This window comes from Microbacterium sp. (genome assembly GCF_041641055.1).
GTDB lineage: Bacteria > Actinomycetota > Actinomycetes > Actinomycetales > Microbacteriaceae > Microbacterium.
Window position 1 is genome coordinate 57,356 of sequence record NZ_JBEPZB010000008.1, and the last position, 25,748, is coordinate 83,103.

General features: G+C 69.2%; 24 protein-coding genes. 15 read left to right on the top strand and 9 right to left on the bottom strand.

Features of this window, described 5'->3' with window-relative positions:
- Positions 1-5: 5 nt before the first annotated feature.
- The gene (locus ACESK8_RS07205) at positions 6-1,460 is read left to right on the top strand and encodes an NAD(P)H-quinone dehydrogenase (RefSeq protein ID WP_372967955.1); all 1,455 of its coding nucleotides are present in this window, start codon (positions 6-8) and stop codon (positions 1,458-1,460) included.
- A 70-nt stretch (positions 1,461-1,530) separates the two neighbouring features.
- Here the strand turns inward: ACESK8_RS07205 and ACESK8_RS07210 are convergent, their stop codons facing one another.
- Entirely contained in the window at positions 1,531-3,297 is a 1,767-nt protein-coding gene (locus ACESK8_RS07210) for a biotin carboxylase N-terminal domain-containing protein (protein ID WP_372967956.1), read from the bottom strand.
- Positions 3,298-3,375: 78 nt separating this feature from the next.
- Positions 3,376-4,014, bottom strand: a complete 639-nt coding sequence (locus ACESK8_RS07215) for a nucleoside triphosphate pyrophosphatase (protein ID WP_372968021.1) — start codon at positions 4,012-4,014, stop codon at positions 3,376-3,378.
- Between the two features lie 23 nt (positions 4,015-4,037).
- On the opposite strand from ACESK8_RS07215, the gene ACESK8_RS07220 reads away from it, so the two are divergent.
- The 5 genes from ACESK8_RS07220 (at position 4,038) to ACESK8_RS07240 (ending at position 9,710) form a co-directional block, all read left to right on the top strand.
- Complete coding sequence (locus tag ACESK8_RS07220) at positions 4,038-5,267, top strand: class I SAM-dependent RNA methyltransferase (protein ID WP_372967957.1); 1,230 nt, start codon at positions 4,038-4,040, stop codon at positions 5,265-5,267.
- A 41-nt stretch (positions 5,268-5,308) separates the two neighbouring features.
- On the top strand, positions 5,309-5,971 hold the full coding sequence (locus ACESK8_RS07225) for a response regulator transcription factor (RefSeq protein ID WP_060927170.1): 663 nt from the start codon (positions 5,309-5,311) through the stop codon (positions 5,969-5,971).
- Complete coding sequence (locus ACESK8_RS07230) at positions 5,961-7,193, top strand: ATP-binding protein (protein WP_372967958.1); 1,233 nt, start codon at positions 5,961-5,963, stop codon at positions 7,191-7,193. The genes ACESK8_RS07225 and ACESK8_RS07230 overlap by 11 nt, the downstream gene beginning before the upstream one ends.
- Positions 7,190-8,194: a hypothetical protein gene (locus ACESK8_RS07235; protein ID WP_372967959.1), complete on the top strand. Its 1,005-nt coding sequence runs from the start codon at positions 7,190-7,192 to the stop codon at positions 8,192-8,194. Before ACESK8_RS07230 ends, ACESK8_RS07235 begins: the two co-directional genes overlap by 4 nt.
- Before the next feature lie 286 nt (positions 8,195-8,480).
- Positions 8,481-9,710, top strand: a complete 1,230-nt coding sequence (locus tag ACESK8_RS07240; RefSeq protein ID WP_372967960.1) for an ROK family transcriptional regulator — start codon at positions 8,481-8,483, stop codon at positions 9,708-9,710.
- Between the two features lie 195 nt (positions 9,711-9,905).
- Here the strand turns inward: ACESK8_RS07240 and ACESK8_RS07245 are convergent, their stop codons facing one another.
- The 5 genes from ACESK8_RS07245 to ACESK8_RS07265 form a co-directional block, all read right to left on the bottom strand.
- Positions 9,906-10,151, bottom strand: a complete 246-nt coding sequence (locus ACESK8_RS07245) for an acyl-CoA carboxylase subunit epsilon (RefSeq protein WP_372967961.1) — start codon at positions 10,149-10,151, stop codon at positions 9,906-9,908.
- Positions 10,148-11,737: an acyl-CoA carboxylase subunit beta gene (locus tag ACESK8_RS07250; RefSeq protein WP_372967962.1), complete on the bottom strand. Its 1,590-nt coding sequence runs from the start codon at positions 11,735-11,737 to the stop codon at positions 10,148-10,150. The genes ACESK8_RS07245 and ACESK8_RS07250 overlap by 4 nt, the downstream gene beginning before the upstream one ends.
- Before the next feature lie 132 nt (positions 11,738-11,869).
- Positions 11,870-12,853, bottom strand: coding sequence for a hypothetical protein (locus ACESK8_RS07255; protein ID WP_372967963.1), 984 nt, complete (start codon positions 12,851-12,853; stop codon positions 11,870-11,872).
- Between the two features lie 80 nt (positions 12,854-12,933).
- Positions 12,934-13,626: an NTP transferase domain-containing protein gene (locus ACESK8_RS07260; RefSeq protein WP_060927173.1), complete on the bottom strand. Its 693-nt coding sequence runs from the start codon at positions 13,624-13,626 to the stop codon at positions 12,934-12,936.
- A 281-nt stretch (positions 13,627-13,907) separates the two neighbouring features.
- Positions 13,908-14,570 (bottom strand): hypothetical protein, encoded by a 663-nt coding sequence (locus ACESK8_RS07265; RefSeq protein ID WP_372967964.1) that lies wholly within the window; start codon positions 14,568-14,570, stop codon positions 13,908-13,910.
- A gap of 19 nt (positions 14,571-14,589) precedes the next feature.
- Between ACESK8_RS07265 and ACESK8_RS07270 the strand changes: the two genes are divergently transcribed.
- The 3 genes from ACESK8_RS07270 to ACESK8_RS07280 are packed head-to-tail and all read left to right on the top strand — an operon-like array spanning position 14,590 to position 17,544.
- Positions 14,590-15,696: an ATP-binding cassette domain-containing protein gene (locus ACESK8_RS07270; RefSeq protein ID WP_372967965.1), complete on the top strand. Its 1,107-nt coding sequence runs from the start codon at positions 14,590-14,592 to the stop codon at positions 15,694-15,696.
- On the top strand, positions 15,672-17,237 hold the full coding sequence (locus tag ACESK8_RS07275) for a hypothetical protein (protein ID WP_372967966.1): 1,566 nt from the start codon (positions 15,672-15,674) through the stop codon (positions 17,235-17,237). The genes ACESK8_RS07270 and ACESK8_RS07275 overlap by 25 nt, the downstream gene beginning before the upstream one ends.
- A 40-nt stretch (positions 17,238-17,277) precedes the next feature.
- Entirely contained in the window at positions 17,278-17,544 is a 267-nt protein-coding gene (locus tag ACESK8_RS07280) for a DUF3039 domain-containing protein (RefSeq protein ID WP_060927176.1), read from the top strand.
- A gap of 39 nt (positions 17,545-17,583) precedes the next feature.
- Here ACESK8_RS07280 and ACESK8_RS07285 read toward each other — a convergent pair whose 3' ends face one another.
- Positions 17,584-18,909 carry a nicotinate phosphoribosyltransferase gene (locus tag ACESK8_RS07285; RefSeq protein ID WP_372967967.1) on the bottom strand — a complete coding sequence of 442 codons (1,326 nt, stop codon included), beginning with the start codon at positions 18,907-18,909 and terminating at the stop codon, positions 17,584-17,586.
- A gap of 76 nt (positions 18,910-18,985) precedes the next feature.
- Between ACESK8_RS07285 and murI the strand changes: the two genes are divergently transcribed.
- The 5 genes from murI (at position 18,986) to ACESK8_RS07310 (ending at position 22,836) form a co-directional block, all read left to right on the top strand.
- Positions 18,986-19,819, top strand: coding sequence for a glutamate racemase (gene murI, locus ACESK8_RS07290; protein WP_372967968.1), 834 nt, complete (start codon positions 18,986-18,988; stop codon positions 19,817-19,819).
- A gap of 47 nt (positions 19,820-19,866) precedes the next feature.
- Positions 19,867-20,601, top strand: coding sequence for a ribonuclease PH (rph, locus tag ACESK8_RS07295; protein WP_060927179.1), 735 nt, complete (start codon positions 19,867-19,869; stop codon positions 20,599-20,601).
- Positions 20,601-21,194 (top strand): RdgB/HAM1 family non-canonical purine NTP pyrophosphatase, encoded by a 594-nt coding sequence (gene rdgB / locus ACESK8_RS07300; RefSeq protein ID WP_372967969.1) that lies wholly within the window; start codon positions 20,601-20,603, stop codon positions 21,192-21,194. The genes rph and rdgB overlap by 1 nt, the downstream gene beginning before the upstream one ends.
- 62 nt (positions 21,195-21,256) lie before the next feature.
- Positions 21,257-21,832: a dihydrofolate reductase family protein gene (locus tag ACESK8_RS07305; RefSeq protein ID WP_372967970.1), complete on the top strand. Its 576-nt coding sequence runs from the start codon at positions 21,257-21,259 to the stop codon at positions 21,830-21,832.
- Positions 21,833-21,915: 83 nt separating this feature from the next.
- A complete protein-coding gene (locus ACESK8_RS07310) occupies positions 21,916-22,836 on the top strand; it encodes a cation diffusion facilitator family transporter (protein WP_372967971.1) in 921 nt (306 codons plus the stop codon).
- Between the two features lie 4 nt (positions 22,837-22,840).
- Here ACESK8_RS07310 and ligD read toward each other — a convergent pair whose 3' ends face one another.
- Positions 22,841-24,835: a non-homologous end-joining DNA ligase gene (gene ligD, locus ACESK8_RS07315; protein ID WP_372967972.1), complete on the bottom strand. Its 1,995-nt coding sequence runs from the start codon at positions 24,833-24,835 to the stop codon at positions 22,841-22,843.
- 58 nt (positions 24,836-24,893) lie between these two features.
- Here ligD and ACESK8_RS07320 point away from each other — a divergent pair, with 58 nt between their 5' ends.
- Positions 24,894-25,748: a Ku protein gene (locus ACESK8_RS07320; protein WP_372967973.1), complete on the top strand. Its 855-nt coding sequence runs from the start codon at positions 24,894-24,896 to the stop codon at positions 25,746-25,748.

Sequence of the window (25,748 nt, forward strand, 5' to 3'; positions counted from 1 at the left end):
GAAGAATGGAGATCATGTCTTCCACCCCTTTTGAGCGCACTCAGCGCGTCGCCGTCCTCGGCGGCGGTCCCGGCGGTTACGAGGCGGCCCTCGCGGCCGCTCAGCTCGGAGCGGAGGTGACCCTCGTCGAGCGGGTGGGTGTCGGCGGGTCGGCTGTCCTCACCGACGTCGTGCCGTCCAAGAGCCTGATCGCCACGGCGGATGCCGCCGTGGCCATCTCGGAAGCCTCCGACCTCGGTGTGCAGTTCTACGCGAAGGGTGAGTACGGCAAGCCGCTGAAGCCCGAGATCGCGATCAACCTCGCAGCCGTGAACAAGCGCCTGATCGCACTCGCCGGTCAGCAGTCCGAGGACATGCGCACGACCCTGCTCGAGGCCGGAGTCCGCATCCTGTCGGGTCACGGACGGCTCGAGGGTCCCAACGCGATCATCGTCTCGACCGGTCAGGACGGCACCGACTTCGACCGTGTCGAAGCCGACACCATCATCGTGGCCGTCGGTGCTTCGCCGCGCGAGCTGGATTCGGCGAAGCCCGACGGAAAGCGCATCCTCACCTGGACGCAGCTGTACGACATGAAGGCGCTCCCCGAGCACCTCATCGTCGTCGGCTCCGGTGTGACCGGCGCCGAGTTCGCCTCCGCCTACATGAACCTGGGCGCCAAGGTGACGCTGATCTCCAGCCGTGAGCAGGTGCTCCCCGGTGAGGACCAGGATGCCGCCCACGTGCTCGAGAAGGTCTTCAAGCGCGGCGGCATGACGGTGCTCTCCAAGTCCCGCGCCGAGAAGGTCGAGGTCACCAAGGACGGCGTCACGGCGACGCTCTCCGACGGCCGTACGGTCGACGGCAGCCACTGCCTCCTCGCGGTCGGGTCGATCCCGAACACCGCAGGCATCGGGCTCGAGGACGCCGGGGTCGAGCTCGACGAGACCGGGCACGTCAGGGTCAACCGCGTGGCGCGCACCTCGGTGCCCAACGTCTACGCGGTGGGGGACTGCACGAACTTCTTCCCGCTCGCCTCGGTCGCGTCGATGCAGGGCCGCACCGCGGTCTTCCACGCGCTGGGTGACATCGTGATCCCGCTCGAGCTCATCAAGATCACCTCCAACATCTTCACCGCCCCCGAGATCGCGACGGTCGGCTACTCGGAGAAGGACGTCGAGGACGGCGTGGCCGACGGACTCGTCTACAAGCTGCCGCTGGCCGCCAACCCGCGGGCGAAGATGATGGGCATCAAGGACGGCTTCGTGAAGCTGATCGCCCGCAAGGGATCGGGCACCGTGATCGGTGGCGTCATCGTGGCCCCGAAGGCCTCGGAGCTGATCTACCCGATCGCCGTCGCCGTCGAGCGTCGCCTCACGGTCGACCAGGTCTCGCGTGTGTTCGCGGCCTACCCGTCGCTGTCGAGCAGCATCACCGACGCCAGCCGCGCCATGCATCTCGTCAACGCGAAGATCTCCTGACCCGAGGTCGCACCGACACGACGAAGGCGCCCCGCTCCTGCGGGGCGCCTTCGTCGTGTGAGGCCAGGTGTCAGCTGATCGTGAGCAGCTGGTGCCCTGCCGAGACGGTCGCACCGGCGACGGCGCCGATGTTGCCGATCGTGCCGTCCTTGTGAGCCTGCAGCGGCTGCTCCATCTTCATCGCCTCGAGGACGACGACCAGATCGCCCTTGACGACCTGCTGGCCCTCTTCGACGGCGACCTTGACGACGGTGGCCTGCATGGGCGACTTGACCGCGTCTCCGGAGGCGCCGGCGCTCACCGAGGTGGCGTGGCTGCGGCGGGACGGCGGGACTGCGGCCGGACGACCGGTGGTGCCGGCGGCCACGGCCACGCGGTCGGGGAGACTGACCTCGAGGCGCTTGCCGCCGACCTCGACGACGACGGTGTGACGGTTCTCGCCGGCGCCGGGTGCCTCGAGCTCGCCGTCCCACGCCGGGATGTCGTTCTCGAACTCGGTCTCGATCCAGCGGGTGAAGACGCCGAACTCGCCGTCGACGGCGGTGAACGCCGGATCGTTCACGACCTTGCGGTGAAACGGCAGCACGGTGGGCAGACCTGCGACCTCGAACTCCTCGAGGGCGCGGCGCGAGCGCTCCAGGGCCTCGGCGCGGTCCTTGCCGGTGACGATGATCTTCGCGAGCAGCGAGTCGAAGGCGCCGGAGACCGAGTCGCCGGCGGTGACGCCGGAATCGAGACGGATGCCGGGGCCGCCGAAGGTCTTGAAGACGTGGATGGGACCGGGCTGCGGCAGGAAGCCGCGACCGGGGTCCTCGCCGTTGATGCGGAACTCGATGGAGTGCCCGGTCGGCTGCGGGTCGTCGTAGTCGATCGTGCCGCCGGCGGCGATGCGGAACTGCTCGCGCACGAGGTCGATTCCCGTGACTTCTTCGGAGACGGGGTGCTCGACCTGCAGACGGGTGTTCACCTCGAGGAACGAGACGGTGCCGTCTGCGCCGATGAGGAACTCGCAGGTGCCCGCTCCGACGTAGCCGACCTCCTTGAGGATGGCCTTCGAAGCGGAGTAGAGCTGGGCGTTCTGCTCATCGGTGAGGAAGGGCGCGGGCGCCTCCTCGACGAGCTTCTGGTGGCGACGCTGCAGCGAGCAGTCGCGCGTGGAGATGACGACGACATTGCCCTCGGCATCCGCCAGGCACTGTGTCTCGACGTGGCGGGGCTTGTCGAGGTACTTCTCGACGAAGCACTCGCCGCGTCCGAAGGCCGTGACGGCCTCCCGGGTCGCCGACTCGAACAGCTCAGCGACCTCGTCGAGCTCGCGCGCGACCTTGAGGCCGCGGCCGCCGCCGCCGTAGGCCGCCTTGATGGCGATGGGGAGGCCGAACTCCTGCGCGAAGGCGATGACCTCGTCGGCTCCGGAGACGGGGCCCGGCGTGCCGGGGGCGAGCGGTGCGCCCACCTTCTCGGCGACGTGGCGGGCGGTGACCTTGTCTCCGAGGGCCTCGATGGCTTCGGGGGAGGGGCCGATCCAGGTCATGCCTGCGCCGATCACGGCGCGGGCGAACTCGGCGTTCTCGGCGAGGAAGCCGTACCCGGGGTGCACGGCGTCGGCGCCGGCACGGCGGGCGACGGAGAGGATCTTCTCGATCTGCAGGTAGGTCTCGGCGCTCGTGGCTCCGCCGAGGGCATAGGCCTCGTCGGCGAGGCGGGTGTGCAGAGCGTCGCGATCCTGGTCGGCGTACACGGCGACCGAGGCGATCCCCGAGTCACGGGCGGCACGGATGATGCGTACGGCGATCTCGCCGCGGTTGGCGATGAGCACCTTGGCGATATCAGGCATGATTGCCAGCCTAGCGAGTAGGCTCCCGATCCATTTGACGACTCTCCACAAGAAAGAGGGAGAAACGTCGACGGGACTCTACGACCAGAGGTCGGTCCAGGTCACTCCGAGCTCGGCAGCGAGGCGGCGCACGGTCGACAGCGACATGCCGACGACGGTGGAGGGATCCCCGTCGACACGGGTGATGAACGCGCCGCCGAGGCTGTCGACCGTGAAGGCCCCCGCGACGAGCAGGGGCTCGCCGGAGGCGACGTACGCCTCGATCTCGGCATCGCCGATGTCGTCGGCGAACGTCACGGACGCCTGAGCCGTCGCCGTCGCCTCGACCGGGGCGATTCCCGGGGAGACGCGGAAGACCGAATGGCCCGAATGCAGGATGCCGGTGGCGCCGCGCATCTCGTGCCAGCGCCGCGTCGCCTCCTCCGGCGTGTACGGCTTGCCGTACACGCGGCCGTTCAGCGCGAACATCGAGTCGCCCCCGATCACGATCCCGTCGAAGGAGCCTCCATCGGCGAGCCGTCGGGCGACGTCGGCGGCCTTGGCGCGGGCGAGCAGCAGGACGAGCTCGTCCGGCGCGAGCTCCGCGCCCCGTTCGGCTTCGGCCGCTGCGGCGACGGCATCCTCATCGACGTCGGGGGACTGGGTCAGCGGCTCGATACCGGCCTGCCGCAGCAGCATCAGGCGGGCGGGAGAGGTGGAGGCGAGGCAGACGCGCATGTTCACCACCGTATCCTCGAAGGATGACTTCCTCCCCGAACCTGCTCGATCTGGACATCACCGGCATCGCGCACGGCGGTACCTTCATCGCCCGCCACGAAGGACGCGTCGTGTTCGTCTCCGACGCCGTCCCCGGCGAGCGGGTGCGTGCGCGCCTGACCGAGGACTCGACGGGGGAGTCGAAGAGCTTCTGGCGTGCCGAGACCGTCGAGGTCCTCGAAGCCTCGCCGCACCGACGCCCGCACATCTGGGCGGAGGCCGACGTCTCGCGCGCTCCCGAGGATCGCCCCGGCGGGGCCGACCTCGGCCACATCGACCTCGAGCACCAGCGCGTGCTCAAGCGGCAGGTGCTGACCGAGGCACTGGACCGCTTCGCCGGCCCCGGTCTCGAGGCGCCCGAGATCGAAGCGGTCGATTCGACCGACGGCACCGGGTGGCGCACCAGGGTGACGCTGCACGTCGACGACGCCGGACTCGTGGGTCCCTTCGCCGCGCGCAGCCATCGGGTGATCCCGGTCGGCACGCATCCGCTCGCGCGCCCGGCGATCGCCGAGGCAGCGCGCCGTCTCGCCGGAGGCGAGGCGGGCAGCGTCGACCTCATCGAACCGGGAGATGGCGAGGTACGCGTCGTCCGTCGGGAGCGGATGGACCAGCGCCCTGCGCGCGGACAGGGCCGTCGCCCCGCGCCGGAGGTCGTGTACGAGCAGGTCGGCGACCGACGGTTCCAGGTGGATGCCGGGGGCTTCTGGCAGGTGCATCCCCGTGCCGCGTCCGTGCTGGATGCCGCCGTCTACGGCGTGCTCGACGACCACGTGGATCCGGATGCGACGCACTTCGACCTGTACGGGGGTGTCGGCCTGTTCGCCGCGACGCTCGCCGATCGCGGAGCGACCGACATCGTCACCGTCGAATCGAGCCGACGGGCCACGGCGCACGCGCAGCGGAACCTGGCCCCTCTCGACGTCACCGCCGTCACGGCGCGCGTCGACCGCTATCTCGCCGGCGTCCCGGCCGGCACGAAGGCCGGCGCCGTCGTCCTCGACCCGCCGCGCGCGGGCGCAGGACGCGCCGTCGTCGACGCTCTCGATGCGCTGGCCCCCGAGGCCATCGCGTACGTCGCGTGCGACCCTGTCGCGCTGGCACGGGACCTCGGCACCTTCCGCGGTCACGGGTGGAACGTCACGACCATGCGCGGGTTCGACCTGTTCCCGCACTCGCACCACTTCGAGGTCGTGGCGCTGCTCACGCGGTGAGCGATGATCGGGTCTCCGCACGGACTCAGTAGGCTGGGCTGATGAGCAGGGTCGCACTCATCGACGATCACGAATCCGTCCGCCTCGGTCTCGAGGCCGCGTGCGCTCGTGACGGTGCGCAGACCGTCGTCTTCTCCGGGAGCACGGTGGTCTCCTATCTCGACTGGCGTTCGGCCACCTCGTCTCCGCCGGCGGACGTCGTGGTGCTCGATCTGACCCTCGGCGACGGCACGACCGTGACCGAGAACGTCAGGTCGCTCGTGGCGGACGGCGCGAGCGTGGTCATCCACAGCGTCGCCGACCGACCCGCAGCTGTGCGCGAGGCGCTCGTCGCCGGTGCGGCGGGCGTCGTGAGCAAGTCCTCGGCCCTCGACGACGTGCTCGACGCCATCCGCACGGTCGCCCAGGGCGAGGCCCTCAACAACGTCGAGTGGGCGAGTGCGGTCGACGGCGACCGCGACTTCGCCGACGCCCAGCTGTCCACCCGCGAGCGTGAGGTGCTGCGCCTGTACGCCACGGGCCTGCCGCTGAAGGCGGTGGCCGAACGACTCGGCGTCGCGTACTCGACGGCCAAGGAGAACATCACCCGCATCCGCGTCAAGTACGTCGAGGTCGGCCGGCCGGCTCCGACGAAGGTCGACCTGCTGCGCCGCGCGATGGAGGACGGCATCGTGGCGGCCGACGGGGCGCCGAGTGCCCGCTGACCCGCTCAGCATCCGCGAGGCCTGGAGCAAGATCCCCTCTCCGGGCAGTGTGGAGACCGAGTTCGAGCGCTTCACGGGCAAGCGCATGGAGCGGATCCTCGCGACCGTCGTCGCGATCGGATCGGGCATCCTCGGCGCGCAGGCGCTGATCGCGGGCATCACGACGATGGCATGGGCGGATGCCGCGCGCATCGCGATGCTGCTCGTCGTCTTCGTCCCGCTCGTGGTGATGCTGGTCGCCTGTGTGGTCGGCCGCGGGGTGCGCACAGCCTCGGGCGCGTTCGCGATCGTGTACACGGCGGCGCTGGCGGCGTGGCCGAGCTTCGTCGATCCGATGGTGAAGGCGGCGGATCAGCCGTGGATCTTCTTCCTCGTGAACGTCGGCGTCGTCGCGGCGATGCTGGCCTTCCCGCTCTGGCTCCAGTTCACCTGGGCGGTGTGCCTGCCCTTCGTGTACGGGTACGTCCGGCTGGTCGAGGGGGAGTTCTCCCGCGATTACTGGGTGATCACGGCGTTCGACGTCTCGTTCACCCTGATCCTCGGCATCGTGATCATCTCGCTCGGCTGGATGTTCCGCTCCGTGGCGGCGGGCGTCGACGAAGCCCGTGCACGCGCAGTGGCCTCCTATGCCGCGGCCGCCGCGGCAGCGGCCGCAGAGGAGGAGCGCGCCACGATGTCGGCGCTCATGCACGACAGCGTCCTCGCCGCGCTGATCGCCGCCGAGCGGGCGGAGGGCGAGCGCGCCCAGGAGCTCGCCGTCGGCATGGCACGGGAAGCGCTCACCCGCCTCGCCAACACCGAGGCGGCCGTGGCCCAGGAGGGGAGCGATGAGCCGGTCGGCGCGGCGCAGATCGTGATCGAGCTCCGGCGGGCGCTCTCCGAACTCGGTGCGGATGCGATCGTCGAGGAGCGCGGCGGCATCGGCCTGATCCCCGGCCGCGCCGCCAGAGCGCTCGTCCTCGCGGCGAGGCAAGCACTCGGCAACGCGGTGACCCACGCCCACGGTCGAGGCCTGCACATCATCGCCGAGGGGCGAGGTGACGAGGGCATCACCGTGACCATCTCCGATACCGGGCCCGGATTCGACATCGAGGCGATCGGGGCCGACCGCCTCGGCATCCGCGCGTCGATCTTCGCCCGCATGGCGGGCGTCGCCGGCACCGCCGACATCGACTCGAGCCGATTCGGCACGACGGTGACGCTGGGCTGGGAGGCGCGATGAACCGCACTGTCCGCAGCGTCGCGACCTCGCTCGCCGTCGGCTTCGCGATGTACTTCGCGGCGCGGGGAGTGTGGTGGATCGAGCAGCCGACCGGACCGCTGCTCATGGTGGCGGCGATCGCCCTCTACCTCGTCGTCGTGAACGTGGCGATTCTCTGGGACTCCGCCATCGCCGTCCGGATGCCCCTCTGGGTCGCGCTCCTGACGCTCGTCGCGAGTGCGCTGATCCCGGCACTGGTGACGCTCTCGCTCGATCCGCTCACGCGGACGGCACCGTTCGCGACCTGGTACATCGGAGCGCTCGGGCTGATCGGCGTCGTCTGCGTCGTGCGGCGACGATTCGTCGTCGGCTGGTCTGTCGTGCTCGTGCTCGTCGCGGCGTCCTCCCTCGCGCTGGGCTTCTTCGTGGCGCTGTCGCTCGGACTCGTCGGCTCGATCATGTGGGTCGCCGTCGCGCACCTCCTCGTCATGTTCTGGGACCGCGCGGTGCGCGACACCGAGCGGCTCGCCGGGATCCAGCAGGCGGTGTCCGCCTGGCACGCCACACAGCAGGTGCGGCAGAAGGAGCGACGGCTGCGCACGCAGTTCGCTCTGGCGGTCGCGGGGCCTGTGCTCAGCAGGGCGGTGGCGACCCAGGGCCTGCTCGACGACGAGGAGAGGCTGCAGGCACGGCTGGCGGAGGGGCGGCTGCGCGACGAGCTGCGCGGCGCCGACCTCCTCAACGATGCGGTGCGGGACGCGATCGAGGATGCCCGTCGCCGCGGCGCGGTCGTGACGGTGTTCGACGAGGGCGGTATGGACGAGGTCGACGAGGAGCGGCGCGGGGAGATCCGGGATGAACTCGCGGAGGTGCTCCGCAACGCGGAGGCCGAGCGCTGGATCATCCGGGCAGCGAGAGACCCTCGAACGGCCGTGACGGTGGTCGGCCGAGCGGGTGCCGGCGGACAGAGCGACGACGACGCCGTCGACGTCTGGCACGAGATTCCACGCGACGCCTCGTGACCGTTCGGCATCACCGCTGCGCCAGGACCTGCCCTCGGCTCTGATCGGGGGAGGAGATCAGAGTCGAGGCGAAAGAGTGGGCGAGGGGCGGCGAATCCGCCAGCCCCTCGCCGTGCGGAACAGTTACCCGAAAACCGTCCGCTGGTGGCCGGTCTGCGTCTATCTACCCTGGGACAGAGAGACCAGCCGAACGCGAAGCGTCTCCCTTAGTCTCACGGGTCTTCGCATCCTTGTCTGTAGGTATTTTGGGGGACACGGAACCGTGCGGTGTGCGAGATGATGAGGCATGGGCATGCGCCGCGGAACCAACCTCCCCCGGATGGGCGACTTCAACCAGTCGGTGATCCTGGAGGCCGTCCGGCGCTCGGTCGAGGGGCTCAGCCGCATCGAGCTGGTCGAGGCCACGGGCCTCTCCGCCCAGACCGTCACCAACATCACCCGGCGGCTCCTCGACGAGGGATTCATCACCGAGGCCGGTCGCACCATCACCGGGCCGGGCAAGCCCCGCGTCACTCTGCGCCTGGTGGCCGAGAGCCGTTACTCGGTCGGCGTGCATCTGGACCCGGCGGTGATCACCGTGGTCCTGCTCGACATGTCCGGCGCCGTCGTGGAGCGGCGGGCTGAACGCACTCCCGACAAGGATCCGCGGCGGATCGTGGACATCATGGCGCAGACCGTCGCCGACCTCATCGACGAGGCAGGGATCGACCGATCGCTGGTGGCCGGAGTCGGCGTCGCGGCCCCAGGACCGCTCGACGCCGAGCGCGGCACCGTGATCGATCCGCCCAAACTCCAGGGGTGGGAGCGGGTGCCGCTGAGGTCGGTCCTGGCCGAGGCCACCGGCCTGGAGGTGACCGTCGAGAAGGACACCACGGCCGCAGCGGTCGGCGAGCTGTGGACCGGCGGTGGTGGCCAGGGGTCATTCGTCTTCGTCTACCTCGGGACGGGTCTCGGTGCCGCGGTCGTCCGCGACGGCGAGGCGATCGCCGGCAGCTCCCACAATTTCGGGGAGATCGGACACATCATCGTCGATCCGGACGGGCCTCCGTGCGCATGCGGCCTCAGAGGCTGTGTGGAGGTCGTCTGCACTCCGCAGGCGATCGTCGAGCGAGCGGAGGCCGCGGGTCTCTGGCGCGATTCACCGACAGGCGGCGCCGAGGCGGCGATAGACGAGCGGTTCACCCAGCTCTGCGCGCGGGCGGATGCCGGTGAGCAGCCGGCCCTCGACCTGGTCCGCACAGCGGCCGATCACCTCGCCGTCCTGATCGCGACGCTGACGAACATCCTCGACGTCGATCGCGTCGTGCTCGGCGGTCCCTTCTGGGAGCGCCTCTGCGGGGTCTATCTGCGCGAGCTGCCCGATCTCCTGCACGCCCGAAGCGCGACGCGGGCTGTGCGCACGCTGCCGGTGGAGGGGACCGTGGTCGGAGACGATGTCGGTGCAGTGGGTGCCGCCTGCGTGGTGTTGGATGCGGTCCTGACTCCGCGTGCCTCCGATCTGTACCTGGAGGACTGAATCCCCCTTCAGTGCATACCGGTATATCGGTGGGAGCTTCGAAGTGATAACTCCAATCGATGTACTATTGGAGCGATGCGCAGACTGGGGTGATGCTCGGGACGACGGTCCCGCATCGATCGACGGAGGGTCGGCTGCGTGGCCCGCGAGCTGGGGGGCTCCGCGGGTCTCGCAGACCTTCCGTCTCTCTGCGGCTCAGCCGGCGAACCGGCCCCAAGGGATGTCGCGACGCAGTGGCCGACGCAGCGGACGCTGCGTCCGCATCCAGGCCGAGACGACGGGCTCTTCGACGACGGCTTCCGCCGCCTCCTGCGCGTACGCGTCGCTCACGACGGCGATCAGCGCGGCGAGCTCCTCTTCGGTCGCCGCGCCGCGGGTGATCTCGATCGTCGGCGGGCGCTGGGCCTCGCCTGACCCGTCCTCTGGTGCGTGCACGCTCACAGCGGGATGTTCCCGTGCTTCTTCGGCGGCAGGTCCTGGCGCTTGCCCCGCAACGCGCGCAGGGCCTTCGCGATCGAGACGCGGGTGTTCGCCGGTTCGATGATGCCGTCGATCTCGCCGCGCTCCGCAGCCAGGAACGGCGAGGTCACGCTGTACGTGTACTCGTTGGCGAGCCGGGTGCGTACGGCGGCGACGTCCTCGCCGGCCTCCTCCGCCTTCTTGATCTCGTTGCGGTAGAGGATGTTCACGGCGCCCTGGCCGCCCATGACGGCGATCTCGGCCGTCGGCCACGCGAGGTTCACGTCGGCGCCGAGCTGCTTCGAGCCCATCACGATGTACGCGCCGCCGTAGGCCTTGCGCAGGATGACGGTGACGAGGGGGACCGTTGCCTCGGCGTACGCGTAGATGAGCTTCGCGCCGCGGCGGATCACGCCCGTCCACTCCTGGTCGGTGCCTGGCAGGTAGCCCGGTACGTCGACGAGCGTGACGATCGGGATCGAGAACGCGTCGCAGAAGCGCACGAACCGGCTCGCCTTCTCGCCGGCCTCGATGTTGAGGGTGCCGGCCATCTGCGACGGCTGGTTGGCGATGATGCCGACCGAGCGGCCCTCGACGCGACCGAATCCGATCACGATGTTGGGAGCGAACAGCGGCTGGACCTCGATGAAGTCCCCGGCGTCGACGACGTGCTCGATCACTGTGTGGATGTCGTACGGCTGGTTGGGGGAGTCGGGGATGATCGCGTTCAGCGAGCGATCGGCATCCGTCGTCTCCCACTCGAAGCCGCTCTCGTAGCCGGGGATCTCCGCCATGTTGTTGTCGGGCAGGAAGCCGAGGAGGGTGCGGGCGTAGTCGATCGCGTCGTCTTCGTCCTCCGCCAGGTAGTGCGCCACACCGGAGCGGGTGTTGTGCGTGAGGGCACCGCCGAGCTCCTCCATGCCGACGTCCTCGCCGGTGACCGTCTTGATCACATCGGGACCGGTGACGAACATCTGGCTGGTCTTGTCGACCATGATGACGAAGTCGGTCAGCGCCGGGCCGTAAACCGCTCCACCGGCGGCCGGGCCCATGATGATCGAGATCTGCGGGATCACGCCGGACGAGCGCGTGTTGAGACGGAAGATCTCGCCGTATTTGCTCAGGGCGAGCACACCCTCCTGGATGCGGGCGCCGCCGGAATCGAGGATGCCGATGATCGGCATCCCGCCGGACAGCGCGAACTCCATGATCTTGATGATCTTGTCGCCCGAGACCTCGCCCAGCGAGCCGCCGAAAGTGGTGAAGTCCTGCGAGTAGACGGCGACGGTGCGTCCGTGGATGGTGCCGACGCCGGTGACGACCGAGTCGCCGTACGGGCGGTTCCGGTCCATTCCGAAGGCGGTGGTGCGGTGCCGCACGTACTCGTCGAACTCGACGAAGCTTCCGGGATCGACGAGCAGCTCGATGCGCTCGCGGGCGGTCATCTTGCCCTTGGCGTGCTGCTTGTCGTGCGCGACCTTCTCAGCGTCGACAACGGCTTCGTTGTAGCGAGCGCGGAGGTCTGCGATCCTGCCGGCGGTGGTCGAGAGTTCGGGCTTGTCCGTCACGGATTCCACCCTATCGTCGGCTCGGCCCGCTCCGTTGGATGCTCGCCACAACGGGTCGCCCGATCCTTTGGCGTCTCTCGTGCACGCTCAGGGAACGCGGTCGGTGCGTGTCGGGGGTCCGGGTGTCAGGTCTCAGCGTGTCGGGTCCGGGCGATCGGCGCCGAGCTCGCCAGGGAGATCGTGCGTGCCCGACTGCTCGAGCTCACCGGCGTCCTTGCGGCGGCCCCGACCGACCGAGGCGATCCGGCGTCCGGCCCAGCCGACGCCTCGTACCGCAGAACCCGCTGCCCCCGCGACCGCGCCGCCGACGAACTGCGCGCCGTGCAGCATCCGCAGCTCCAGCTTCTCGGCCCCGTCCACCGGTTCGAGTTCGAGCGGCAGATCGAGAGGCGCGGCGCCGAACGCGTGGTGCGAGGTGGTGAGGACACGGCGCCCCAGGATGTGGTTACCCGCACCGCCGACCGCCGCACCGACGCCGAACGGCAGCGCCTTGCCGACGAACGACGCACCGCCCTTGGCCGCGAACTGCTTCACGAACATGCTCTTGAGTCGGTCGACGAGTGGGCCGACAGCCGCGCGGGGGAGCGACTTGGTGACCATCTCGCCCCAGTACGACGAGCGTGTGCCGCCGCGGCCGGTCGCCTGACCGGCGAGCTGGCCGACGAGCGCGACGCCCTCCTTGCCCAGCATCAGCGTCATGACGAGGGCTCGGGCTCGGTCGGGGTTCGAGACGGCGATGCCGTGCACCTCGGCCACGGACTGGGCGAACAGCGCGGTCGACTCCACGAACCCCACGGTCTCGACTCCCGAGAGCGCGAGTGTGATGCCCGTGCCGATCCCCGGCACCACCGCCGTGGCACCGACGGCGGCACCGCCCGTGGTCACCGCAGTCAGGTAGCGACGTTCGAGGATGCGGATGATCTGCTCGGGGGAGGCGTGCGGGTTGCGGAGACGGATGCTGCGGATGTGCGCGAGCACGAGAGGGCGCTGGATCGCGAGGACGCGATCCAGGCCGCGGACCATCAGCGGATGCTCCGTCGAACCCACGGGCGGCACTCCCCGGTCCCACGGGGCGTCGTCGGGGAGGGAGTGGATCTTGTGCACCTTGGGGGCCATGGATCGATCCTAGGAAGACAGTCCGCGAATACGCCGAAAGCCCGGCACCCTTGACGGGGCCGGGCTTTCGTGAAACGAGATCAGACGAACAGGTTCGCCCGCTCGAGGTCTTCGGCGAAGTCGACCTCCACCGCGTAGAGGTCCGACACGTCCATCGGCTCGAGCAGCAGGCCGTCTTCGGCGATGGCGAGCTCGAGGCCGCGCTCGAAGTAATCCTGGTCCTCGACGCGCTGCAGCTGGCGCATGAACGCCTTCTTGTTCGCGGAGGAGATGTAGTTGATGCCCACGGCCTCGCCGAGACCGCCCTTGACCGTCTTGGACAGCTCGTTGATGAAGCCCTCGGCGGTCACGGTGTACTTGACCTCTTCGTCGCTCACCTTGGAGGTGTTGACGGTGACGAACGACTGATCGCGCTCGATGTAGGCCGCAGCGCGTCCCAGGATCATCGGGTCGAAGACGACGTCGCCGTTCATCCAGAGCACGCCCGACTTGCCGGTCGCGCCGAGGGCGCGCAGCAGGCTCTTCGACGTGTTCGTCTCGTCGTAGCGCTCGTTGTGGACGTAGTTCACGTTCGGGAACGCCTCGATGATGGTCTCGGCGCGGTAGCCGACGACGGCGGTGATGCGGGCGTCCGATCCGAAGGCGGCGCGGATGTTGTCGTGCTGCTGACGCATGATCGTGCGGCCGTCGCTCAGCTCGGTGAGCGGCTTCGGCAGCGCGCGGCCCAGGCGTGAGCCCATGCCGGCGGCGAGGATGACGGTCTGAAGAGTCACGAGTGCTCCTAAAGGAAGTATGTGTTCACGGTCGGTTCACCGACCAGACACTTCGTCGTGCCGAGAGTCATGCTAGCGATACAGCCTGGGAAGCCCCGGGGCTGGTCGCCCCTGTTGCCAATTCGTGACCCAGTACACACCGAACACTCAGATTCGTCCAGATCCCTGCGACGATCGGGCGAATCCAGATTTTCCGCGCCCAATTGTTGCGGCGACCCCAAGAATCGGAGCACCCGTTGATACCTTAGGACGGTGACTGCTGCTTCCGACGACTCCACCGATCAGGCGGCTGACGCTGCCCCCTCGACCCCGAAGAAGACGCCGGCGCGGAAGAGTCCGGCGAAGAAGACGACCGGTGGTCGGACCTCCACGAAATCCGCTGCGGACAAGGCTGCGACAACCATCGAGGTGGTCGCGGAGCCGACGCTGAAGCTGGACCGTCCGGTCGATGGCGCAGTGACGAAAACGCCGGCGAAGAGGACCACGTCGACAGCAGCCCGCACGGCCGCCGCGAAGAACTCGGCGCGTGCCTCGGGCTCTCGATCCACTACTGCGAAGCCCGCTGCTGCGCGCACGACCGCGGCGAAGACGACGGCTGCGAAGACGACGACGACTGCGAAGGGCGCGACCGCGAAGACGTCAGCGTCCAAGACGACGGCCGCGAAGCCGACCGCGGCGAAGGGTGCGGCCTCGAAGACGGTCGCAGCGAAGGCGGCCGCGGAGAGGAGCGCCGCAGCGAAGTCCTCCGCTCGAACGACCGCGGCTCGCAGCGCCGCCGCCAAGACGGCTGCTGCGAAGGCGGCAGCCGCGAAGGCCGCCGCAGCCAAGGCTGCTGCGGCGGAGGCGGCCGCGGCGGAAGCTGAGGCCGCGGACGCCGACGCAGCGGAGGCGACTGCGACCGCAACTGCGGCCGCGACCGCGGCATCCGCCGAGGCGGATCCCACCGGAGGCCCCTCGGCCGACGTGCAGTCCGAGTCGGACGCATCCCGCCCGGACCGCGCCGAGGCCGATGAGCCTCTGATCGCGTTCCCCGCCGAAGTCGGCGACGGCGCCGCCCTCGAACAGACGACCGCGGACGCCCCGATCGCCGACGAGACGATCGCGGAGGAGACGGTCGCCGACGAGACGCTCGCCGAAGAGTCCTCGGTGGAGGAGACGATCGCGGAGGAGACGATCGCGGAGCTCCCTGCGGAGGAGGCCACGGCGGACGACGCGACCGATGAGGCGCGACCATCGGACTCGGAAGCGGACGGCGTCTCCGATGCTGACGCCTCCGACGAGGCGGTCGGCGACGTGGGCGCGGCATCCGCGACCGAGGCCATCCGCATCCGCGGTCTCGTGAAGACGTTCGGCGATCACGTCGCCGTCAACGGCATCGACCTGACGGTTCCGGCGGGGTCCTTCTACGGCATCGTGGGCCCGAACGGCGCAGGCAAGACGACCACGCTCTCGATCGTCGCCGGTCTGCTGCGCGCGGACGAGGGCGAAGTCGTGATCTGCGGCATCGACCAGGCGGCCAAGCCGCTCGCTGCGAAGCGCATGATGGGAGTGCTGCCCGACCGTCTGCGCACGTTCGACCGGCTCACCGGGCGTCAGCTCCTCTACTACTACGGTCTGCTGCGAGGACTCACTTCGGACGTGATCGAGAAGCGCGTCGGCGACCTCGCGCGGGCGTTCGATCTCGGTGAGGCACTGAACCGCGTCGTCTCCGACTACTCGGCCGGCATGACGAAGAAGATCATGCTCGCCGGCGCCATGATCCATTCGCCCCGGGTGCTCGTCCTCGACGAGCCCTTCGAGGCGGTCGACCCGGTGTCCTCCGCGGTCATCCTCGACATCCTGCGCGCGTACGTCGCGCACGGCGGCACCGTCATCCTCTCCAGCCACGGCATGGACCTGGTTGAGCGGGTGTGCTCTCGTGTGGCGATCATCGTCGGCGGAGACGTCCTCGCCGAGGGGACCATCGACGACGTTCGCGCGGGGCAGACCCTCGAGGCACGGTTCGTCGAGCTCTCCGGCGGCATCGGAGAGGTGGAGGGGCTCGAGTGGCTGCACACGTTCTCCGACTGAGGGCCGCGCTCCTGATCGGATCGCTCCGCGGCGAACGTCGGGTGCGGACCCTGGTCATGCTCGCTGTCGTCGTCATCCTCACCGCGCTGGTGTGCAGCGCTGTCCTGAGTCTCGATGACGCTCCGGTGGCCGTCGCACGCACGGTCATCGTGCTGGGCAGCGCCGCACTGCTGCTCGGCTTCCTCGTGGGGCCGATCCTCGTCGGCGCGGTCGACCAGCTCGATCCGCGACGGTTCGCGGTGTTCGGGGTCGACGAGCGGCAGATGCCGTGGATCCTCGCGCTTGCGTCATTCATCAGCGTCCCGAGCCTGGCGCTGATCGCCGTCAACGTCAGCGTCTGCGTCGTCGCGATCAGGCTCGGCGCCCCCTGGGTGGTGGCCGTCCTGACGAGCCTGGTCGGACTCCTGAGCATGGTGCTGTCCGCGCGCATCGGCATGGCCGTCAACGCACTGCTCCTGCCGGAGCGCCGCTCCCGCGAGCTGACCGCCCTCTTCGCGCTGGCGGTCATCGTCATCGCCTTCCCTGTCGCGGTCTTCCTCGCCTCGCTGAAGTGGGACGGACAGGTGCCGGCCGCGGTCGCCGCGCTGACGGCTTCCGTCGGCTTCACCCCGTTCGCCGCCTCGTCGCGATTCCTCTTCTCCTTCGCCACGGACGACGCCGCCGGTGCCTGGGCGAGCGGCATCATCGCCCTCCTCACCGCCGTCGGCCTGTGGGCGCTGTGGACCTGGCTCGTGCGACGACTGCTGACCACCACAGAGCGCCCCGCCGCGTCGAGGGAGCGCTCCGGCCTCGGCTGGTTCGGGCTGCTGCCCTCGAACGCCTTCGGGGCGATCGCGGCACGCAGCCTCGTCTACTGGCTCCGCGATCGCCGGTACATCATGAACCTCATCGTCGTGCCGATCGCCGGCGTGCTGACGGTCTTCCCGCTGCTGATCGCCGGCGTCCCGCTCGAGATCGCCGCGCTGGTGCCCGTGCCGGTGATGGCATTGTTCTTCGGGTGGCTCCCGCACAACGACGTCGCCTACGACTCGACCGCGCTGTGGACCCACGTGGCCAGTGGGGTCCGCGGCATCCCGGACCGCCTCGGCCGACTCGTGCCCGTCATCCTGGTGGCCGTGCCCGTGCTCGCGATCGCCGTGCCGCTCACCCTGCTGTGGATCGACGACTGGCGGCTGCTGCTGCCGCTCACCGGCCTGGGCGCGAGCCTGCTGCTGTCCGCCCTGGGCTTCTCGAGCATCGTCTCGGTCATCGCGCCGTACGCCGTGTCGCGCCCGGGGGACAGCCCCTTCCAGCAGCCGCAGAGGCCGACCTCGCGGGGTGCCTACGGCCCGGCCGCGGCGTTCCTCGGAGCCATCGCGGTGAGCATCCCGACGATCTGGCTGCTCGTGCTCACGATGGTCGAAGGATCACAGTTCGCACCGGCGACCTTCTGGGTGGGGCTCGCCACGGGGATCGTCGTCCTCGCGGCCGGAGTCACGATCGGCGGGCGCATCTTCGAGCGCGAGGGCGAGCGGCTGATGGAGTTCGTCGAGACGGCGTGACACCCGCCCGACGAGGCTCCTGCGCGGCTAGACTCTCGGCATGAGTACTCCGCTGGACAGCCCCGATCAGGGCGGCGTGACAACGCTCGATCGCGAACTAGAAGAACTTCTCCGCGAGGAGAATCTGGAGCCGGGCGACCACGAGCGCTTCTCGCACTACGTCAAGAAGGACAAGATCCTCGAGTCCGCCATCACCGGCAAGCCGGTGCGGGCGCTGTGCGGCAAGAAGTGGACGCCGGGTCGCGACCCGGAGAAGTTCCCGATCTGCCCCACCTGCAAGGAGATCTACGAATCGATGATGGGCTGAGCCGGGCGCACAGCCGTCGTCCGCTCGCGTCGGACCGTATCAGCTCGCGTCGACGTAGACGGTGGGGATCGCCGGATCCGACTTGCTGAGCGCCAGCGCTCGCACGGGCAGCTCCTCGCGCACACGCAGGTGGTGCTCGCGAGCGGATGCCGTGCCCTGCGGCCCTTCGAAGGAGGTGTCGATGTCGCCGGCCTCGACGAACGTCGTCTGCAGTGCTCGTCCGTCCGGGTGCTCGCTCGGGGTGTCGAGCTCCTCGAAGCCGTCCGACACGACCACCGTCTCGGCCTCGGCGACCCCGTCGACCAGCGTGCGGAAGGCGGCCTTGCGCCCGCCGTGCGACGCCTTGTCGGTCGAGGCCTTGGCGACGCCGATCCAGGCGCCGTTCGGATCCTGTCTCGCGACCAGCTTGTAGACCATGCTCGCCGTGGGGTATCCGGATCCGGTCACGACCGAGGTGCCCACGCCGTAGGAATCCACCGGCGACGCAGCCAGAGCGGCGATCGCGTACTCGTCCAGATCGCTGGTGACGGTGATCCTGGTGCCGGTGGCGCCGAGCTCGTCGAGTTGCGCCCGCACCTCCGCTGCCACGATCGGGAGGTCGCCCGAGTCGATGCGCACGCCGCCCAGCCCGGTTCCGGCGACGCGGATCGCGGTCTCGACGCCGGTGCGGATGTCGTAGGTGTCGACGAGGAGCGTCGTCCCGGTGCCGAGGCTGTCGATCTGCGATCGGAACGCCTCCTCCTCGCTCTCGTGCAGAAGGGTCCAGGAATGGGCCGCCGTGCCCATGGTCGGGATGCCCCAGCGCCGCCCTGCTTCGAGGTTGCTCGTCGCCCGGAACCCGGCGATGTACGCGGCGCGAGCTGCGGCGACCGCGGACTGCTCGGCGGCTCGGCGGGAGCCCATCTCGGCCAGGGGGCGCTCACCGGCGGCGATGCTCATCCTGGACGCCGCCGTGGCGACAGCGGAGTCATGATTGAGGACGCTGAGCGCCAGCGTCTCCAATACGACGGCGTCGGCGAAGCTGCCCTCGACCGTGAGGATGGGGGAGCCGGGGAAATACAGCTCACCTTCGCGGTAGCCGCGGATGGATCCGGTGAAGCGGTAGTTCTCGAGGTAGGTCAGGGACTCGGCGTCCACCACGTCGTTGTCGCGGAGGAAACGCAGCTCGTCGTCCTCGAAGCGGAACTCGCGCAGCAGCGTGAGCAGACGGCCGGTGCCGGCGACGACGCCGAAACGGCGCCCGCCGGAGAGTCGACGCGAGAAAAGCTCGAACACGCTGGGGCGTGATGCGGTGCCGTCGCGCAGGGCGGCGGCGAGCATCGTGAGTTCGTAACGGTCGGTCAGCAGCGCCGTGGACGTCGTCATGCGGTTCAGCTTAGTGACGACATCCGTTCGAGTTGCTGAGCGTGACGCGGGGTGGGCGCGGGTAGGCTGGGGAGTCATGAACGACGCCCCGATCGGAATCTTCGACTCCGGTGTCGGCGGACTCACGGTGGCCAGGGCCATCAGAGCCCAGCTGCCGCGGGAATCGTTCGTCTACATCGGTGACACGGCGCATTCGCCGTATGGCCCGAAGCCGATCGCCGATGTGCGCCGCTACAGCCTCGAGGTCCTCGACACACTGGTCGATCAGGGCGTCAAGATGCTCGTGATCGCCTGCAACACGGCATCCGCCGCCATGCTGCGTGATGCCAGGGAGCGCTACGACGTCCCGGTCGTCGAGGTGATCGGCCCCGCCGTGCGCCGCGCCGTCTCGACCACGCGCAACGGACGGGTCGGCGTGATCGGCACCGTCGGGACGATCGGGTCGCGCGCCTATCAGGACATGCTCGAGGTGAATGAGCGGCTCGAGGTCTTCACGGCTGCCTGCCCTCGCTTCGTCGAGTTCGTCGAGGGAGGGATCACCGGCACCCCGGAGGTCCTCGCCACCGCCGAGGAGTACCTGGCGCCGCTGCGCGAGGCGGAGGTCGACACCCTCGTGCTGGGCTGCACGCACTACCCGTTCCTGCGCGGCGCCATCAGCTACGTCATGGGCGAGGGCGTCACCCTCGTCTCCAGCGACGACGAGACCGCGGGCGACGTCTACCGCCAGCTCGTGCGCGGCGACCTGCTCGCCTCGCCGGACGCCACCGCGTCGTACGTCTACGAGGCGACCGGCGATTCCACGATCGAGTTCACGGCGCTCGCTAACCGTCTGATGGGCCGCGAGGTGCGCGACGTCCAGCTCGTGCAGACCGGCGTCATCACTCTTCCTGAACTGACCCCCGGTTCCTGATCCCTTCCGCAGCATCCGCGTCACCCGCCCCCACCCGAAAGAAGCCCATGACCAGCATCGTCCGTGCCGACGGCCGCTCCACCGACCAGCTCCGCGAGATCACCATCGAACGAGGCTGGAGCAGCCATGCCGAGGGATCGGCGCTGATCAGCTTCGGCGGAACGAAGGTGCTGTGCACCGCATCGTTCACCAACGGCGTGCCGCGCTGGCTGACCGGCAAGGGCAAGGGGTGGGTGACCGCCGAGTACTCGATGCTGCCCAGGGCGACGAACAGCCGCAACGACCGCGAGAGCGTCAAGGGTCGCATCGGCGGACGCACGCACGAGATCTCCCGTCTGATCGGTCGCGCCCTGCGCGCGGTCGTCGACACCAAGGCTCTGGGTGAGAACACGATCGTGATCGACTGCGACGTGCTGCAGGCCGACGGCGGCACCCGCACCGCGGCGATCACCGGCGCCTATGTGGCGCTGGCCGATGCGATCGAGTGGGGCCGCGAGAAGAAGTTCATCGGCAAGAACGCGACGCCGCTGCTCGACTCGGTCGCCGCCGTCTCGGTCGGCATCATCGACGGCGAGCCCATGCTCGATCTCGCATATGTCGAGGACGTCCGGGCGGAGACCGACATGAACGTCGTCGTCACCGGCCGCGGCCTGTTCGTCGAGGTGCAGGGCACGGCCGAGGGAGCGCCGTTCGACAAGCGCGAGCTCGATGCCCTGCTCGATCTGGGTGTGGCCGGCTGCGCAGACCTCAAGGATCAGCAGCTGAAGGCTCTGGCGGGCTGATGAAGGTCGTCCTCGCCACGCACAATCCGCACAAGGTCGCGGAGTTCCAGCAGATCGTCGCGGCGACGCGACCCGATCTCGAGGTCGTGGGCTACGACGGCCCCGAGCCGGTCGAGGACGGGGTCACCTTCGCCGAGAACGCCCTGATCAAGGCGCGGGCTGCCTCGGCGCACACCGGGCTCGCGGCGCTCGCCGACGACTCCGGCATCTGCGTCGACGTGCTCGGCGGATCGCCCGGCGTCTTCTCCGCCTACTGGGCCGGGCAGAAGAAGGATGCCGCCGCGAACCTCGAGCTGCTGCTCGATCAGCTGCGTGACATCGCGGATCAGCACCGCAGCGCCCACTTCACCTCGACCATCGCGCTCGTGACCCCGGAGGGTGCAGAGCACGTGGTCGTGGGGGACTGGCCAGGACGCCTGGCGACCGAGCCGTCGGGACTCGGCGGCTTCGGCTATGACCCGATCTTCGTCCCCGACGGCCAGCCCGCCGGAGCCGAGCGCACCGTGGGCCAGTTCACCGCGGAGGAGAAGCAGGCGCAGTCGCACCGCGCCCGCGCCTTCGAGAAGCTGGCACCGCTGCTCACGACGCTCTGAGCCGCGCGATACGTCAACCACTACGCTTGACGTACTTCATTCGTAGTGGTTAATCTGGCGGCATGAGAGAACTCACCTACTACATCGGCGTGACCCTCGACGGGTTCATCGCTGGGCCCGCCGACGAGGTCGATTTCTATCCGGTGACCCCCGCATTCGCCGAGATGATGGGCACTGAGCTGGCCGACATCCAGCCGGCGTTCGTCCGCGCGGATCGTGGAGGAGTCGACGAGCCGCTCACCCGCTTCGACACCGTGCTGATGGGGCGCCGCACGTATGAGCCGGCGTTGCAGATGGGCATCACCGACCCTTACTCGCAGTTGCGGACGGTGGTGTTCAGCACCACGCAGGCGGACCCGCAGGATCCGAACGTCGAGATCGTGCGGACGGACCCCGTCGCTCGGGTACGAGAGCTCAAGGCCGAGCCGGGCCTCGGAATCTACCTCGCGGGTGGGGCGGTGCTCGCCGGCGTCCTCCTCGACGAGATCGACCGACTGATCGTCAAGAAGTACCCGGTCATCGCCGGGTCCGGCATCCCGATGGTCAGCCACTCGTTCGCTCCGACGCAGTTCGGCCTGGAGCAGGTGCGGTCGTTCGACAACGGCTGCGTCGTGCTCGAATACGCCCGCCTGCGCTGAGGCCGAGGCTACTGAGAATCATCACCATTCCCGACTGGGCGGATACCGGCCGGCGACCGGGGACGCCGGTCTAGCCTGGAGACATGCACGATCACGCGCCCGCCGCCGGCGGCATCCGCTCCGCCGGCCATCGTCGACTTCTGGCGATCTCGCTGACGCTCACGGCGACCGTCATGGTGGTGCAGATCGTGGGCGCCGTGCTCACCGGATCGCTGGCGCTGCTGGCCGATGCCGCGCACATGTTCACCGACGCCTCGGCCCTCGTGATCGCGCTGATCGCCGCCGCAGTCGCAGCGCGACCCGCGGACGACCGACGTACATTCGGATACCAGCGGGCCGAGGTGTTCGGAGCGCTGATCAATGCGATCATCCTGATCCTGCTCGCCGGCTGGGTCGCGATCGAGGCTATCGGCCGCCTGCTGAACCCGGGCGAGACCGAGGTCGTCGGAGGGCTGATGCTCGTCGTCGCGGTCGTCGGTCTCATCGCCAACGCGATCTCGATGTGGCTTCTGAGCCGTGCGCAGCGCACCAGCATCAACGTGCGAGGCGCCTACCTCGAGGTCATGGGCGACCTGATCGGCTCGGCGATGGTGATCATCGCCGCGATCGTGATCGTCACGACCGGATGGATGCCGGCGGACGCGATCGCGTCCATGCTCATCGCCGTGCTCATCATCCCGCGAGCGATCGCACTGCTGCGGGAGGTGTTCTCGGTGCTCGCCGAGTCAGCGCCGAAGGGAACGGCGGTGAGCGACATCCGCCAGCACCTCCTCGACTACGACGGGGTCATCGGCGTCCACGACGTGCACGTCTGGCAGCTCACGCGCGGTGCGCCGGTGTTCAGCGCGCACGTCAGCGTGGATCCGACCCTGCTCGCCGACGGTCGATCGGCGACCCTGCTCAACGATCTGCAGTCCTGCCTCGCCGATCACTTCGACGTCGCGCACTCGACGTTCCAGATCGAGCCGGCCGAGCAGTCCGACTGCGAACCGCATCACGCCTGAGGTCTCAGCTCTCGACGACGACCTCGTCGGGTGTCTTGTCGGGCCGCAGACCCCGCCACCGGGAATGACGCAGGATGCCGTCGGGCGTCCAGTTCGCGAACTCGACCTCGCCCACCAGCTCAGGCTCGACCCACAGCGCGTCGGAGGCATCCAGTGCAGGGACATCCGCGAGGGGCGCCTTCTCGATGCGCAGCGGCGCGAGACGTGACAGCAGGTCGCGGAGCATCCGGTCGGTGAAGCCCGTGCCGACGCGGCCGACGTAGCGCAGCCGTCCCGAATCCGGCACCGCGAGCAGCAGCGAGCCGAATGTGCCCTCGCGATCCCCCTTGCCCGGACGGATGCCGACGATCACCACTTCCTGCATCCGGGTGTGCTTGAGCTTGAGCCAGGCGGGAGATCGCTGCCCCGGGCGATAGCGGGAACCCGGATCCTTGACGACGACGCCCTCGAGGCCGAACTCGTCACTCGTCGCGAGCGCCGCGTCGACGTCGTCGAACACCGGAGGCACCTGCACCGGGGCGTCGAGCTCGGAGATGACCTCGTCGAGCAGGGTGCGACGCTGCGAGAGGGGCATCGTGGTGAGGTCGTGGCCGTCGAGCCGCAGCAGGTCGAAGACCATGTAGATGATGGGGGTCCGCACGACCTCGCGCTCGATCTCGCGGGGGCGCTCGAGGTGCATGCGGTTCTGCAGCTTCGAGAAGCTCGGTCTGCCCTGCGCGTCGAAGGCGACGATCTCGCCATCGAGGATCGCATCGGAGACGGGGAGGAAGGGTGCCCCGTCGGCGGTGAGCTCGGGGTACCGGGCGGTGATGTCCGTGCCGCTGCGGGCATGCAGCAGCATCCGTCCGTCCGACCACGTGCCGATCGCCCTGATCCCGTCCCACTTCACCTCGACCCAGGAGGGGGTGCTCAGGCCGCGCGCGATCGCCGGCGTGCCGTTCTCGGCGAGCATCGGGGAGAGGGAGGCGGCGGTGACGGATGCGGGCGAGGCGGCGCCGCCTGCACCGCGGGCATGGCGGCGCGCAGGCCTGCCCCGCTCGCGCGGCTCTTCGGTCGGCGCCGTCGCCTGAACCTCGGCAGTGGCGCGACCGGTGCTGAGCGATTCCGCGGGTGCGATGCGGAGCGGCGCGATCGGATCGACGCCGGACTCTGCGCGCTCGAGCACGGTCGAGAAGTCGAGTTGAGCCAGGTCGGGGTCGTCGAGCTCCTCCCAGGTGCGGGGTGCGGCGACCCAGGGCTGCGCGCGGCCACGCAGGGAGTACGGCGAGATCGTCGTCTTCTTGCCGTTGTTCTGGCTCCAGTCGAGGAAGACCTTGCCGCCGCGGGCGGCCTTCGCCATGGTGCTGGTCGCCAGGTCGGGGTGATCGGTCTCGATGAGCCGGGCGATCTCCTTCACCACGGCCGAGATCTCAGCGCTGGTCTGCTGACCGGGAAGAGCGGCATACAGGTGGATGCCCTTACTGCCGCTCGTGACGGGGACAGGGTCGAGGCCGATGTCGGTGAGGAGGCCCCGAGCGATGCGGGCGACCTCCGCGCACTGGGCGAGTCCCACTCCGGGGCCGGGGTCGAGGTCGAGCACGAGACGGTCCGGCCTGCCGGGCAGGCCGTCGGGTGCGAAGCGCCATTGCGGCACATGGAGCTCGATCGCCGCGACCTGCGCGAGCCAGACGAGGGTGGGCACGTCCTCGACGAGCGGATACTCCTTGGGGCCGTCGGAATGCTGGATCGGCTGCCGCGGGATCCAGTCCGGCGCTCCCGGTTCGAGCTGTTTCGTGAAGAACGCGTCGGCGGGAGCATCCGCTGTCCCCACTCCCTCGACCCAGCGTTTGCGGGTGACCGGGCGCCCGTCGAGCAGGGGGAGCAGATGCGGCGCGATCGCCGTGTAGTAGGCGATGATCTCGCCCTTGGTGGTGCCGGTCTCGGCGTAGACGACCTTGTCGAGGTTCGTGATGCGCAGCCGGCGGCCGTCGATCTGCACGTTCTGCGCCTCCGGAACCATGACGCCCAGCGTAGTCAAGGACTGGCCGTGAACCGGGCGGCTGGTGTTCACTGGGGGCATGAGAACGATCTGGAAGGGCGCGCTGACCTTCGGCCTGGTGAATGTCCCGGTCAAGGTGTATTCCGCGACGGAGGACCACGACGTCCCGCTGCACCAGGTGCACGAGAAGGACGGCGGGCGTATCCGGTATCAGCGCACGTGCGAGGTGTGCGGTGAGACCGTGGCGTATGCCGACATCGACCGCGCGTATGTCGATGAAGGCCAGACGGTCGTGCTCACGAAGGACGACCTCGCGGCGCTCCCGTCGGAGAAGAGCCGCGAGATCGATGTGGTCGAGTTCGTGCCCTCCGACCAGGTCGACCTGCTGACGCTCGACAAGCCGTACTACCTCGAGCCCGACTCGAAGTCGCCGAAGGCGTACGTGCTGCTGCGCAAGACGCTCGAGCAGACCGACCGGACGGCGATCGTGCGGTTCACGCTGCGTCAGAAAACGCGGCTCGCGGCGCTGCGGGTGCGCGGCAAGGTGCTCGTGCTGCAGACGCTGCTCTGGGCCGACGAGGTGCGCGAGGCGGCGTTCCCGTCGCTGGATGAGGACGTGCGGATCTCGAAGAAGGAACTCGACCTGTCGGCATCCCTCGTCGACAGCTATTCGGCCGACTTCGACCCCGAGTCGTTCGTCGACGAGTACCAGAAGGAACTGCGCACGCTGATCGACGCCAAGATCGACGCCGGCGACACCTTCGATGTCTCCGAGACGTTCGGCGAGGGAGAGGGCGACGCAAAGAGCGGCGAGGTCATCGACCTGATGGAGGCGCTGCGCGCCAGCGTCGCGCGCACGAAGGCTGCGCGGTCGGAGTCGTCGGACGAGAAGAAGACCACGAAGAAGGGTCCGAGCAAGAAGAAGGCCGGCTGA

What these genes read in the sequence shown, in the direction of transcription:
- ACESK8_RS07205 (WP_372967955.1), top strand. Translation starts at nt 6, where the DNA reads ATGGAGATCATGTCTTCCACCCCTTTTGAGCGCACTCAGCGCGTCGCC.
- ACESK8_RS07210 (WP_372967956.1), bottom strand. Translation starts at nt 3,297, where the DNA reads ATGCCTGATATCGCCAAGGTGCTCATCGCCAACCGCGGCGAGATCGCC.
- ACESK8_RS07215 (WP_372968021.1), bottom strand. Translation starts at nt 4,014, where the DNA reads ATGCGCGTCTGCCTCGCCTCCACCTCTCCCGCCCGCCTGATGCTGCTG.
- ACESK8_RS07220 (WP_372967957.1), top strand. Translation starts at nt 4,038, where the DNA reads ATGACTTCCTCCCCGAACCTGCTCGATCTGGACATCACCGGCATCGCG.
- ACESK8_RS07225 (WP_060927170.1), top strand. Translation starts at nt 5,309, where the DNA reads ATGAGCAGGGTCGCACTCATCGACGATCACGAATCCGTCCGCCTCGGT.
- ACESK8_RS07235 (WP_372967959.1), top strand. Translation starts at nt 7,190, where the DNA reads ATGAACCGCACTGTCCGCAGCGTCGCGACCTCGCTCGCCGTCGGCTTC.
- ACESK8_RS07240 (WP_372967960.1), top strand. Translation starts at nt 8,481, where the DNA reads ATGGGCATGCGCCGCGGAACCAACCTCCCCCGGATGGGCGACTTCAAC.
- ACESK8_RS07255 (WP_372967963.1), bottom strand. Translation starts at nt 12,853, where the DNA reads ATGGCCCCCAAGGTGCACAAGATCCACTCCCTCCCCGACGACGCCCCG.
- ACESK8_RS07280 (WP_060927176.1), top strand. Translation starts at nt 17,278, where the DNA reads ATGAGTACTCCGCTGGACAGCCCCGATCAGGGCGGCGTGACAACGCTC.
- ACESK8_RS07285 (WP_372967967.1), bottom strand. Translation starts at nt 18,909, where the DNA reads ATGACGACGTCCACGGCGCTGCTGACCGACCGTTACGAACTCACGATG.
- murI (WP_372967968.1), top strand. Translation starts at nt 18,986, where the DNA reads ATGAACGACGCCCCGATCGGAATCTTCGACTCCGGTGTCGGCGGACTC.
- rph (WP_060927179.1), top strand. Translation starts at nt 19,867, where the DNA reads ATGACCAGCATCGTCCGTGCCGACGGCCGCTCCACCGACCAGCTCCGC.
- rdgB (WP_372967969.1), top strand. Translation starts at nt 20,601, where the DNA reads ATGAAGGTCGTCCTCGCCACGCACAATCCGCACAAGGTCGCGGAGTTC.
- ACESK8_RS07305 (WP_372967970.1), top strand. Translation starts at nt 21,257, where the DNA reads ATGAGAGAACTCACCTACTACATCGGCGTGACCCTCGACGGGTTCATC.
- ACESK8_RS07310 (WP_372967971.1), top strand. Translation starts at nt 21,916, where the DNA reads ATGCACGATCACGCGCCCGCCGCCGGCGGCATCCGCTCCGCCGGCCAT.
- ligD (WP_372967972.1), bottom strand. Translation starts at nt 24,835, where the DNA reads ATGGTTCCGGAGGCGCAGAACGTGCAGATCGACGGCCGCCGGCTGCGC.
- ACESK8_RS07320 (WP_372967973.1), top strand. Translation starts at nt 24,894, where the DNA reads ATGAGAACGATCTGGAAGGGCGCGCTGACCTTCGGCCTGGTGAATGTC.